Below are 12,907 nucleotides of genomic sequence, written 5' to 3'. Positions count from 1 at the left end.
TCAATTTCTAATCATCAATTATCTTATCGTTCCTATATATTTTTTCCATGAAATCTTGTTTATTCCAACAAAGGGAAGGAGATACTATTTTTTATAGACAAGGCACAATTTGTATATAGTATTTATGGAAGAATTTATTTATAGACTGATATGACTGCCGAATTAATTGCAGGCATTCAGTCTAAAAAAAATTCCTTCCCATCCAAGCTGTAGGGATAGATACATATCGCTAACCATTGAAGGAAACTTGAGCTAATACATGTGCGAAGTTTTAAAACAACAAGATTTCAGGAGGTAATTTTTTTATGAGTTGGGCGGAGATTGCTTTATTTGTACAACTATTCTTTGGAATTATCATCGGACTATATTTCTGGAATTTATTAAAAAGCCAGAGAACCCAAAAAGTTTCGATTGATCGGGAATCAAAAAAAGAAATGGATCAATTAAGAAAGATGCGCGCCATATCATTAACGGAACCTCTTTCTGAAAAAGTACGTCCAACAAGCTTCTCAGATATTGTGGGACAAGAAGATGGAATCAAAGCTTTAAGAGCCGCTCTCTGTGGACCCAATCCCCAACATGTCATTATTTATGGACCACCAGGGGTTGGAAAAACAGCGGCAGCTAGGCTTGTATTAGAAGAAGCGAAGAAAAATCAGAAGTCACCCTTTAAACCAAACTCTGTATTTGTAGAATTAGATGCTACGACAGCTAGATTTGATGAAAGAGGGATAGCGGATCCATTAATCGGTTCTGTACACGATCCGATTTATCAAGGGGCTGGAGCCATGGGACAAGCTGGAATCCCACAGCCAAAACAAGGTGCTGTTACAAATGCACATGGTGGTGTTCTATTTATTGATGAAATCGGAGAATTACATTCTACACAAATGAATAAGCTTCTAAAAGTGTTAGAAGACAGAAAAGTTTTTTTGGAAAGTGCTTATTACAATGAAGAGAATACGCAAATTCCTTCTCATATACATGATATTTTTAAAAATGGACTTCCGGCTGATTTTCGGTTAATAGGGGCAACGACAAGAACGCCAAACGAAATACCTCCAGCAATTCGCTCAAGATGTATGGAAGTATTTTTTCGAGAATTAACGAAAGAAGAAGTGATTCAGATTGGCAAAAAAGCTGCTGATAAGGTGAAGATGCGGATAAGTGAGAAAGCCCTTGATACACTTTCTGAATATGCAAGAAATGGAAGAGAGGCTGTTAATATGGTCCAGATATCTGCTGGACTAGCAATTGGAGAAAATCGTGATTTTATAAAAGATGATGAAGTAGAATGGGTGATTCATTCTAGTCAACTTTCTCCAAGAATGGAAAGGAAAATTAATAACCATTCCGTTATTGGAGCGGTTAATGGACTAGCAGTATATGGTGCTAATATCGGGGCACTGTTGGAAATTGAAGTAACGGTAATTCCAGCAAAAGATGGAAAAGGAAGCATAAATATTACGGGAATTGTCGAGGAAGAGAGTATTGGTGGACAAGGCAAGTCTATTAGACGGAAAAGTATGGCGAAGGGTTCCATTGAAAATGTCATTACTGTTTTACGTTCTATGGATGTTCCCGCTGATCAATTTGATATCCATGTAAACTTTCCAGGCGGTATACCAATTGATGGACCCTCTGCGGGCATTTCAATGGCTACAGGGATTTATTCAGCGATCTACAAGCAACCTGTTGATCGCCAAGTAGCGATGACTGGTGAGATCAGTATTCACGGAAAAGTGAAGCCTATTGGCGGAGTTGTTGCAAAGGTGAAAGCTGCTAAAGCTGCGGGCGTTCAAAAAGTTATTATCCCGCAGGAAAATATGCAGGCGATATTAGAGGAAATAAAGGATATCACCATTATACCTGTGCAAACATTAAATGAAGTGTTGGAGAATGCGCTCCTTAAAGAAGAATGGAAAGAAGAAGCAATCCCAGCTTCCACCATTGCATTATCAAAGAAAGATAGTATCTAATTTTAAGCTAAAATGCTACTTAAATAAAGCATTGTCATGGTCGGCTAATTCGGTATAGGGAGAGTTAGTCGGCGTTTTTTTTTTGCGGAAAATAATCTAAACGAGCTTTATATGTATTTCGTGCAGAAAGATCCCTCTAAATGAAGGCTATATTTTCATAAATCCAATTATTATTATATAATTGAATATATATGTATAAGCATAAAAACAGTCTTTTTTCTTGAATGGAAATCGTCTAAATAAGCCATTTTAAATAAGGAAGGCTTGTTTTTAATTGCAATCTTCTCTTTTTATCTTTCTGCTTTCTTTAAGGAGCCATATCCATAAGGATCAGCAAAAAAATCGAGGGAGAAAAGTAGTTCTATTTTTACGGCTTGTCTAATAACCCTAGTTAATAGACACATTTTCATAAATAAGATAGAATTGTACAAAGCATTAGAATGCAAAGGGAGCCTATGTGGTAAATAATGATTAGAAATAGGCGATATAAGGAAAGAGATTTTTAAAGCTGGAGGTGCAACGTGATGGAGGAAAATAAAAAAACAGTAGTCCCCCTCCTGCCGCTTCGAGGTTTGCTGGTTTATCCAACGATGGTGCTTCATTTAGATGTTGGTCGTGATAAGTCAGTGCAAGCTCTCGAAAAAGCAATGGTAGAAGACCATTTAATTTTTCTTACAATGCAAAAAGATATGGATATAGATGAACCTGAAGAAGAGGATCTATATAAAATGGGAACTTTAACAAAGGTAAAGCAAATGTTAAAGCTGCCAAATGGAACAATTAGAGTTCTTGTTGAAGGGGTACAAAGAGCAGAATTAGAAGAATTGATAGAGGAAGATGGTTATTTTGCTGCAAGTCTACGTTTGTTTGAAGAAGAAACTACCAAAGACGTAGAAGATGAAGCATTAATGAGAACAATGCTTCAATATTTTGAGCAATACATAAAAATTTCTAAAAAAATATCGCATGAAACATATGCAGCTGTTTCCGATATGGAAGAGCCTGGAAGAATGGCTGATATCATTGCTTCCCATCTACCGATTAAATTAAAAGAAAAACAGCAAATTTTAGAAACTTTAAATAATAAGCAGAGAATGAATTATGTTATCGACATTATTCAAAACGAAAAAGAGGTGTTAAACCTCGAGAAGAAAATAGGTCAGCGCGTAAAGAAATCAATGGAAAGAACACAAAAGGAATACTATTTACGCGAACAAATGAAAGCCATTCAAAAAGAATTAGGCGACAAAGATGGCAAAACTGGCGAAGTCAGTACACTGCTTGAAAAAATTGAAGAGGCTGGTATGCCAGACCATGTAAAGGTAACAGCATTAAAAGAATTAGATCGCTATGAAAAAATTCCTTCCACCTCTGCAGAAAGTTCTGTCATCCGCAATTATATTGACTGGCTCTTGGCATTACCATGGACCAATGCAACAGAGGATGACTTGGATCTTATTAAGGCAGAAAAAATCCTTAATGACGATCACCATGGCTTAGAAAAGGTAAAAGAAAGGGTATTGGAGTATTTAGCTGTACAAAAGCTGACAAATTCTTTGAAAGGACCCATTCTTTGTCTTGCAGGACCTCCTGGAGTGGGGAAAACAAGTCTTGCTCGTTCGATAGCTCGTTCTTTAAATCGTAACTTTGTCCGCATCTCTTTAGGTGGTGTGCGTGATGAATCAGAAATTAGAGGGCATAGACGAACTTACGTTGGAGCGATGCCAGGAAGAATCATTCAAGGAATGAAAAAAGCAGAAACCATTAATCCAGTATTTTTATTAGATGAGATTGATAAAATGTCTAATGATTTCCGCGGTGATCCTTCTTCGGCCATGCTAGAAGTACTAGATCCAGAACAAAACCATAACTTCAGTGATCATTATATTGAAGAAACTTATGATTTATCGAAAGTTATGTTTATCGCAACAGCTAATAATTTAGCTACCATTCCTGGTCCATTACGTGATAGAATGGAAATTATCTCGATAGCTGGATATACAGAAATCGAGAAAATTCATATTGCGAAAGATCATCTATTGCCTAAACAAATTAAAGATCATGGATTATCGAAAGCACAGCTTCAAATTAGAGAAGATGGATTCCAGAAAATTGTTCGTCTCTATACTAGAGAAGCGGGAGTACGTACTTTAGAAAGACAATTAGCTACAATTTGCCGCAAAACAGCAAGAATGATTGTAACAGCTGAGAAGAAAAAAGTCGTTATTACAGCTAAAAATGTGGAGGATTTCCTAGGTAAGCCAATTTTTCATTATGGTCAAGCAGAGGAAGAGGATCAAGTTGGCGTAGCAACTGGCCTTGCCTATACTACAGTTGGCGGTGATACTTTGCAAATTGAAGTATCCTTGGCACCGGGAAAAGGTAAATTAGTCTTGACGGGAAAATTAGGGGATGTAATGAAGGAATCTGCCCAAGCGGCATTCAGCTATATACGTTCTAAATCGGAAGAACTGGGCATTGATGCGAATTTCCATGAGAAATATGATATTCATATTCATGTTCCAGAAGGTGCTGTTCCAAAGGATGGTCCATCTGCAGGAATCACCATGGTAACCGCACTTGTTTCTGCTCTTTCTGGAAAGCCAATCAAGAAAGAGGTTGGAATGACGGGAGAGGTAACATTGAGAGGCCGTGTTCTTCCAATTGGAGGATTAAAGGAAAAATCTCTTGGTGCTCATCGTGCTGGATTAAAGACAATTATTATCCCGAAAGATAATGCGAAGGATATCGATGATGTTCCTGAAAGTGTAAGAGAAGAACTAGACTTTATCCTTGTTTCACATGTAGATGAAGTATTAAAACACGCGTTGAACGGAAGTGTAAATCTTTGAAAGTAAATCAAGCAGAAATAGTAATTAGTGCCGTAAAACCCAATCAATATCCGGAAGGAAATCTGCCAGAGTTTGCTTTAGCGGGTAGATCGAATGTTGGTAAATCTTCTTTCATTAATCGCATGCTTGGGCGAAAAGCGTTAGCTCGCATTTCCTCGAAACCAGGGAAAACACAAACATTAAATTTTTACTTAATTAATGAAATCATGCACTTTGTAGATGTACCTGGTTATGGATATGCAAAAGTTTCGAAAAAGGAACGAGAAGCATGGGGAAAAATGCTGGAAACGTATTTCACCTCAAGAGAACAATTAAAAGCAGTAGTTTTAATTACGGATCTTCGCCATCCGCCAACTGCTGATGATATTTTAATGTACGACTTTTTAAAGCATTATGGGATTCCATGTGTGGTAATTGCGACAAAAGCCGATAAAATATCAAAATCTCAATGGCAAAAACATTTAAAGGTAACAAAAGAAACATTAGGACTAAGTGCAGATGATTACCTTATCCTATTTTCTTCTGAAACTGGAGAAGGAAAAGATAAAGTTTGGTCATTACTAGAGCATTTAGCTAATAAATAAAAAAAGCGACTCACATCAGCTAGTAAGGTTGAAAAAGTGAGTCGCTTTTTATATTTGTGTATAAATGAAATATTTTCCTGATTAGCCAGCCTATAGAACTTCCGACCCGCGGAAAGCGAAGAGGAAATCAGGCAGTGAGTTTTCCTGAAAGACACCCTGCACTATGTATGAACATCTTTATTTCCCCTTTTTCGAAATTAAATAATATCCCCCCAGGATAATGAATAAAATAGGTATTAAATTATTTAACGTGTGAGGACTTATCTTTAAGAATGTTAGCGAACCAAGAATTTCTTGATAGAAGAGCAAAAGAACAGCTAACAAAAGAAAAAGAAGACCATTTAATAAGCCATGACCTGTTTTATGATTTTGAAGAATAAAGCCAAGGGCGATAATCAGAATAAAAGTGCCCGTATGATCAGGCCAAATAGCAAGTTTATTCACTAAGTGAAAGTGTAAACCAAAGCCAGTTAAAATCACACCTGGCAAAATGACGCCATAATCCTTTCCCCCATAACCTTGAAAAAGAAAAGCAATTCCAATGATAATTAACAGGGTTGGCCAAGTATACAGATTGGGTAGAATAGTAATATCAAATTCCTTTAAGATAAAATAAATTCCAAAACCGATTAATACGATACCAGAGAACCATTTTTGTGTTTTCATTATTTCCTCCACTTCCAAAAAACTAAGCTTGAATACATAGAAGATTTTTGTTACTGTACAATGAGTAAAGTGCTATATTGTACAAAAAAACGAATAAAATAACGATAATTTTGCAAAAGAAGTACAAACTATTATAGTAAATAACGTAAGTATAATTCTTTTTCTATTATCAATACTATATCTTACCATATGAATTCACAATTTGTTCACAATTAATAGGCAAATTGTTACCCATTTTTGAAATGATTTTGTTATAATAACTACATGTTAATAATTATTATAATTTAATCCATTTATATAAAGGGTTTAAAAATATTCGATAGGAAAAATTAGGTACTAACTTACTTTGGGGGTGTCATAAAGAAATGCATATAGTAGCTGTCGGACTAAATTTTAAAACGGCCCCAGTAGAAATTCGTGAACGTTTAACATTTGATTCAGAGCAAATAGGGGAAGCTATGAATCAATTACAAAATAAAAAAAGCATTTTAGAAAATGTGATTATATCAACATGTAATCGTACGGAAATATATGCAGTAGTAGATCAGCTTCATACTGGTCGCTATTATATCAAACAATTTTTAGCAGAGTGGTTTCAATTGGAACAAGAAGAGTTTGTTCCTTATTTATTTGTGTATGAACAAGATGGTGCATTAAACCATTTATTCCAAGTGACATGTGGCTTAAATTCCATGGTTGTTGGAGAAACACAGATTTTAGGGCAGATACGAACTAGCTTCTTAACAGCGCAATCCATTAAATCGACTGGATCGGTATTTAATCAGTTATTTAAGCAAGCTATTACCTTTGCGAAAAAAGCACATACAGAAACAGACATTGGTGCGAACGCTGTCTCTGTAAGTTATGCTGCGGTAGAATTGGCGAAAAAAATATTTGGGACCTTGCTAAATAAGAATGTCCTTATATTAGGTGCAGGAAAGATGGGCGAGCTTGCTATTCAGAATCTGTATAGCAATGGAGCAAAAAACGTAACTGTGATAAATCGCACATTTGAGAAGGCGGAAGTTCTTGCTCATCGTTTCGAAGGTCAGGCCAAACCAATGAATGAACTTCAATGTGCATTAATAGATGCAGATATTGTGATTAGTTCAACTGGATCCAATACATTTGTTATTACAAAGGCAATGATGAAGGCTGTGGAGAAAATTCGTAAAGGAAATCCTCTATTCATGGTTGATATTGCTGTGCCAAGAGATTTAGATCCGGAAATCGCGGAGTTAGATAGCGTATTCCTTTATGATATTGACGATTTGGAAGGAATTGTAGAAGCAAATCTGCAAGAACGACAAAAAGTAGCAGAAAAGATTATGATCATGATAGAGGCAGAAATTATCGAGTTTAATCAATGGCTTCACTTATTAGGGGTGGTGCCGGTCATTTCTGCTCTTCGTGAGAAGGCACTTGCTATTCAAAGTGAAACAATGAAAAGTCTAGATAGAAAACTGCCTAACCTTACTGAAAGAGAAAGAAAGATTTTAAATAAGCATACGAAGAGCATTGTGAATCAAATGCTAAAAGATCCAATTCTTCAAGCGAAGGAATTAGCGGCTCAACCTGATGCAGATCAATCGATGCAGCTATTTATGAAAATCTTTAATTTAGAAGCCGATGCACCGAAAGAAGTGAACGATATAGGAAGGAAAGAAGAAAAAGAAGCATTTTCTCCAATTGCACAGCCATCTATTCAAGTGTGATGGTGATAATGATTGGAGGGCTTATCCTGTGTGTGAATGAAGCACTTGATTCCTTTCCTTTAATCAGCCGATAATAAACTTTGTCGGGGCAGAGTTTCACTTTCCTTTTCCTAGGTTAAAATATAGATGGGGTTACAGAAATAAGAGTTATATTAAGTTAAAAAACTTGGTATTATGATCTTTTATGTTCGAAGGGGAAGCGTTGATGCAGGATATTTTTATGACTAGGCTCCATGAATTCACGATTATTCTTTATGCGTTATCTGTGCTATTATATTTTTTTGATTTTATGCATAATAACCAGAGAGCAAATCGAGTCGCTTTCTGGTTACTTTTATTTGTCTGGATATTACAATCATCTTTCCTAATTATCTATATAATGGAGATGAATAGGTTTCCGATTCTCACAATTATGGAAGGACTATACTTTTATTCTTGGGTATTGGTAACCTTTTCTTTGGTAATAAATAAGTGGTTGGAAATTGATTTTATTGTGTTTTTTACTAATGTTGTCGGATTTATTGTTATGGCAATACATACTTTTGCGCCTGCACGCGATTCTGCGATAACTCATGCGGAACAGGTTGTTTCTGAGTTACTGTTCATTCATGTAACAGCAGCCCTTTTAGCCTATGGTATGTTTACGATCTCTTTTATTCTTTCTGTTCTTTATTGTATACAATATGATTTATTGAAACAGAAAAAATGGGGAAGGAGAGTTATGCGGATCGCTGATTTAGCCAAACTAGAACATATATCTTACTTATTAAGTGTGTTTGGTGTACCATTATTATTAATTGGTTTAATTCTTGGGGTGCAATGGGCCATTATTCAAAAACCAGATTTTCTCTGGTATGATCCGAAAATAATCAGCTCCTTTATTGTGTTACTCGTCTATAGCAGCTTTTTGTATTTACGAGTTTCCCAAAAAATGAGGGGGAAAAATATTGCCCTCTTAAATATTGCTAGTTTTTTAATTATGTTAATTAATTTCTTGTTAGTAGGTAATTTTTCCACCTTTCATTATTAAAAGGAAGACTACATAACGGAAATGTTGGAGGTACTTTTATGCGTAAAATAATTGTTGGTTCGAGGAAAAGTAAGCTTGCCATTACTCAGACGAATTGGGTAATTAATCAGCTGAAGAAATTAGATTCTTCTTTTGAATTTGAAGTGAAGGAAGTGGTTACAAAGGGAGATGTTGTGCTCGATGTCACTTTATCCAAGGTTGGAGGAAAGGGGCTATTTGTAAAAGAAATCGAGCAAAGTATGCTGGATAAGGAAATTGATATTGCTGTTCACAGTATGAAAGATATGCCGGCTGAGCTTCCAAAAGGATTAACCATTGGCTGTATTCCTGAGCGTGAGGATTATCGAGATGCTTTGATTAGTAAAAATCATATCTCTTTAAAAGATTTAAGAGAAGGGGCAGTCATTGGGACAAGCAGCTTGCGAAGAGGTGCTCAATTACTTGCAGTTCGTCCTGACCTTGAAATCAAATGGATACGCGGAAATATAGATACCCGTCTAAATAAGCTAGAAACAGAAGAATATGATGCCATCATATTAGCTGCTGCTGGGTTAGCGAGAATGGGATGGACAAGTGATGTAGTGACAGAGTTTTTAGAGCCTGAAGTCTGCTTGCCGGCAGTTGGTCAAGGTGCCCTTGCTATTGAATGCCGTGAAGATGATAAAGAGGTATTAGAACTTCTAAGCAAGCTGTCCAACCAAGATACGACGCGTACTGTTTATGCAGAAAGAGCCTTTTTACAGCGTATGGAAGGCGGCTGCCAAGTTCCGATCGCAGGATTTGCACAAGTGAAAGAAAATGAAGTGTCATTAACAGCATTAGTTATTTCACCTGATGGGAAACAGATATATAAGGAAGAAGTATCAGGGGAAAATCCAGTAGAAGTAGGGGAGCAAGCAGCAGCCATTTTAACAGACAAAGGTGCAAAGGGCTTGATTGATCGATTGAAAGAGGAGAATATTATCGATGGCTAATCAGCTTCTTGGAAAAAAAATTCTCGTCCCACGATCAAAAAAACAAGCGAGTGTCTTGTCAAAGCAGATTATTGATTTAGGCGGTATTCCAGTTGAAGTACCATTAATCGCGTTTCGAGAAAAGCAACTTCCAGATGAAGTAATTGCTTCTTTAAAAAATAAAGCATATGATTGGCTTGTCTTTACGAGCCGTAATGGAGTCGATGCTTTTTTTAAAGAAATGCACAGATTAGAATTAACCATTGTTGCTCAAATAGCCGTTATCGGTGAAAAGACGACAGCTGCTATTGCGGAATATGGGTATCAAGCAGATTTTATGCCGACATATTTTGTTGCTGAACAGTTTGCAACAGAGTTTGCAGCAGTGCTGGAAAAAAAACAGAGAGTTTTAATTATAAAAGGAAACAGATCAAGAGAATTTCTAGCAGAGCAATTAAAGAAAATATGTTTACAAGTAGATGAAGCTATATTGTATGAAACGTATTTCCCACTAGAGAGTGAAGAGCTGCTTGTTGATGAAATAAAGAAGAATGATATAGAGGTATTGCTTTTTACCAGTTCCTCCACCGCCCATCATTTTATGCAAATCATCAAAAAACATCAATTGATTGATAGGGTGGAAAGGTGTATTGTGATTAGCATTGGGCCAATCACAACAGAAACTTTGCACAGCTATGGGATGCATGTAACGATTACAGCAAAACCATATACAACTGATAGTATTCTGGAACATTTAGTGCAGTATTTAACAAAATAATTTGGAGGTAAGACCATGGTTGAATTTAAACGTCATCGCAGATTAAGACAATCTGCTAATATGAGAGCATTAGTGAAAGAAACATATGTACATTTGGATGATTTAATTTATCCGATTTTTATTACAGAAGAAGAAAATAGCAAGACTGAAATTTCTTCTATGCCTGGCATTTATCAGTTTTCAATTGATCGGTTGAAGGAAGAAATGGATGAAGTTCAGGCGCTGGGAATCAAATCTGTGTTATTATTCGGTATTCCAAAGGAAAAAGACGAATGTGGAACACAAGCATTCCACGATCATGGTATTGTTCAGGAAGGTATCAAATATATTAAAGCCAACTATCCGGACATGATTGTCATTGCAGATACATGCTTATGTGAATATACTAGCCACGGACATTGTGGTGTAATTGAAGCTGGAAGAGTGCTTAATGATGAATCATTAGAATTGCTTGTGAAGGCTGCGGTCAGCCAAGCGGAAGCTGGAGCGGATATTATTGCTCCTTCTAATATGATGGATGGCTTTGTAGCAGCTATTAGAAAAGGTTTAGATGAAGCTGGATTCATTGATATACCAATTATGAGTTATGCTGTAAAATATGCTTCTGCTTTTTACGGTCCATTCCGTGAAGCTGCTGATAGTACCCCACAATTTGGCGATCGCAAAGCCTATCAAATGGATCCCGCTAATCGTCTGGAAGCATTTAGAGAAGCAGAAAGTGATGTGGCAGAAGGAGCAGATTTTCTTATTGTTAAGCCAGGTCTTCCTTATTTAGATATTGTTCGTGATATGAAAAATGAATGGAATTTGCCGATTGTTACCTATAATGTAAGTGGAGAATACAGCATGGTAAAAGCTGCGGCACAAAATGGCTGGATTGAGGAAGATAGAATTATAATGGAAACTATGACTAGTATGAAACGTGCTGGAGCAGATTTAATTATCACCTATTTTGCTAAAGATGTTGCACGTATGTTAAAAGAACAATAAAGGAGGAAAGTTAAATGCGTTCCTATCAAAAATCAGAAGCTGCATATAAAGAAGCAGTAGAGTTAATGCCAGGAGGGGTAAATAGCCCGGTCCGTGCTTTTAAATCTGTTAAAAGAAACCCGGTGTTTATGGAGGCAGGGAAAGGCTCGAAAATCTTTGATATTGATGGCAATGAATATATTGACTATGTTTTATCATGGGGGCCGCTTATTTTAGGACATGCTGATGATCGAGTAGTCGAGGGAATTAAAAAGGTTGCTGAAAAAGGAACTAGTTTTGGAGCACCAACGTTAATTGAAAACGAGCTTGCTGCTCTTGTAAAAGAACGTGTGCCGAGTATCGAAATCGTTCGGATGGTTTCCTCCGGCACAGAGGCTACAATGAGTGCAATCCGTTTAGCTCGCGGCTATACGGGTAGAAATAAAATTCTGAAATTTGAAGGCTGTTATCATGGACATGGCGATTCTTTGCTTATTAAAGCAGGATCTGGGGTAGCCACACTTGGTTTACCAGATAGTCCTGGAGTGCCCGAAAGTGTTGCAGCAAATACGATTACAGTTGCTTATAATGATTTAGAGAGTGTAAAATATGCCTTTTCTATGTATGGGGAAGACATTGCAGCTATTATTGCGGAGCCGGTTGCGGGAAATATGGGAGTTGTTCCTCCAAAGCCAGGATTTCTGCAAGGACTGCGTGATGTGACAACAGAATATGGTGCATTACTTATTTTTGATGAAGTCATGACAGGATTCCGTGTGGACTACGGATGCGCGCAGGGTTACTTTGGCATTACCCCTGATATAACTTGTCTCGGAAAAGTAATTGGAGGAGGATTACCTGTTGGTGCATATGGTGGAAAAGCAGAAATTATGAACCAAATTGCGCCAAGCGGACCGATATACCAAGCTGGTACATTATCTGGTAATCCACTTGCAATGACAGCAGGTTTTGAAACAATATCGCAATTAACAAAAGATACGTATAAAGAGTTTATCCGAAAAGCGGATCGTTTAGAAGAAGGCTTAAAAGCAGCAGCTGCAAAATATGAAATTCCGTTTACAGTAAATCGTGCTGGCTCTATGATTGGTTTCTTCTTTACTAATGAAGATGTAAAAGATTATGAAAGTGCAAAAACATCTAATCTAGATTACTTTGCAGCCTTTTATAATAGTATGTTAGAACAAGGCGTATTTCTTCCTCCTTCTCAATTTGAAGGGATGTTCTTATCTACGGCATTATCGGATGAGGATATTGAGCATACGATTCTTGCTGCTGAACAAGCTTTTTCTACGTTGAAAGCTTAAATTAAAACTGTAAAATAACTTATTAGTTATAGCAAAATAAAACAGCCTAAAATCCC

10 protein-coding genes are annotated in these 12,907 nt (G+C 36.7%); 9 read left to right on the top strand and 1 reads right to left on the bottom strand.

Annotation, left to right across the window (positions count from 1 at the left end):
* Positions 1-305 precede the first annotated feature (305 nt).
* The 3 genes from lonB to yihA all read left to right on the top strand — a co-directional run bounded on the left by lonB (position 306) and on the right by yihA (position 5,415).
* Positions 306-1,979, top strand: a complete 1,674-nt coding sequence (gene lonB / locus NSQ92_RS25750) for an ATP-dependent protease LonB (protein ID WP_047943564.1) — start codon at positions 306-308, stop codon at positions 1,977-1,979.
* Between the two features lie 524 nt (positions 1,980-2,503).
* Positions 2,504-4,831: an endopeptidase La gene (lon, locus tag NSQ92_RS25745; protein WP_047943565.1), complete on the top strand. Its 2,328-nt coding sequence runs from the start codon at positions 2,504-2,506 to the stop codon at positions 4,829-4,831.
* A complete protein-coding gene (gene yihA / locus NSQ92_RS25740) occupies positions 4,828-5,415 on the top strand; it encodes a ribosome biogenesis GTP-binding protein YihA/YsxC (RefSeq protein ID WP_047943566.1) in 588 nt (195 codons plus the stop codon). The genes lon and yihA overlap by 4 nt, the downstream gene beginning before the upstream one ends.
* 177 nt (positions 5,416-5,592) lie before the next feature.
* Here the strand turns inward: yihA and NSQ92_RS25735 are convergent, their stop codons facing one another.
* Positions 5,593-6,081: a LiaI-LiaF-like domain-containing protein gene (locus NSQ92_RS25735; RefSeq protein ID WP_341153325.1), complete on the bottom strand. Its 489-nt coding sequence runs from the start codon at positions 6,079-6,081 to the stop codon at positions 5,593-5,595.
* Between the two features lie 365 nt (positions 6,082-6,446).
* Here NSQ92_RS25735 and hemA point away from each other — a divergent pair, with 365 nt between their 5' ends.
* The 6 genes from hemA to hemL all read left to right on the top strand — a co-directional run bounded on the left by hemA (position 6,447) and on the right by hemL (position 12,851).
* The gene (gene hemA / locus NSQ92_RS25730) at positions 6,447-7,796 is read left to right on the top strand and encodes a glutamyl-tRNA reductase (protein ID WP_047943568.1); all 1,350 of its coding nucleotides are present in this window, start codon (positions 6,447-6,449) and stop codon (positions 7,794-7,796) included.
* Positions 7,797-8,001: 205 nt separating this feature from the next.
* Positions 8,002-8,826: a cytochrome C assembly family protein gene (locus NSQ92_RS25725; protein WP_047943569.1), complete on the top strand. Its 825-nt coding sequence runs from the start codon at positions 8,002-8,004 to the stop codon at positions 8,824-8,826.
* 38 nt (positions 8,827-8,864) lie between these two features.
* Complete coding sequence (hemC, locus tag NSQ92_RS25720) at positions 8,865-9,800, top strand: hydroxymethylbilane synthase (RefSeq protein WP_061798674.1); 936 nt, start codon at positions 8,865-8,867, stop codon at positions 9,798-9,800.
* Positions 9,793-10,557: a uroporphyrinogen-III synthase gene (locus NSQ92_RS25715; protein WP_061798672.1), complete on the top strand. Its 765-nt coding sequence runs from the start codon at positions 9,793-9,795 to the stop codon at positions 10,555-10,557. The genes hemC and NSQ92_RS25715 overlap by 8 nt, the downstream gene beginning before the upstream one ends.
* Positions 10,558-10,572: 15 nt before the next feature.
* Positions 10,573-11,547 (top strand): porphobilinogen synthase, encoded by a 975-nt coding sequence (hemB, locus tag NSQ92_RS25710; RefSeq protein ID WP_251687500.1) that lies wholly within the window; start codon positions 10,573-10,575, stop codon positions 11,545-11,547.
* Positions 11,548-11,561: 14 nt separating this feature from the next.
* Entirely contained in the window at positions 11,562-12,851 is a 1,290-nt protein-coding gene (gene hemL, locus NSQ92_RS25705; RefSeq protein ID WP_047943573.1) for a glutamate-1-semialdehyde 2,1-aminomutase, read from the top strand.
* Positions 12,852-12,907 lie beyond the last annotated feature (56 nt).

The organism is Niallia sp. FSL M8-0099 (assembly GCF_038006945.1).
GTDB classification, from domain to species: domain Bacteria; phylum Bacillota; class Bacilli; order Bacillales; family Cytobacillaceae; genus Niallia; species Niallia circulans.
Note: the sequence above shows the minus strand (reverse complement) of the source record. Positions and strands in the feature narration are given on the sequence as shown.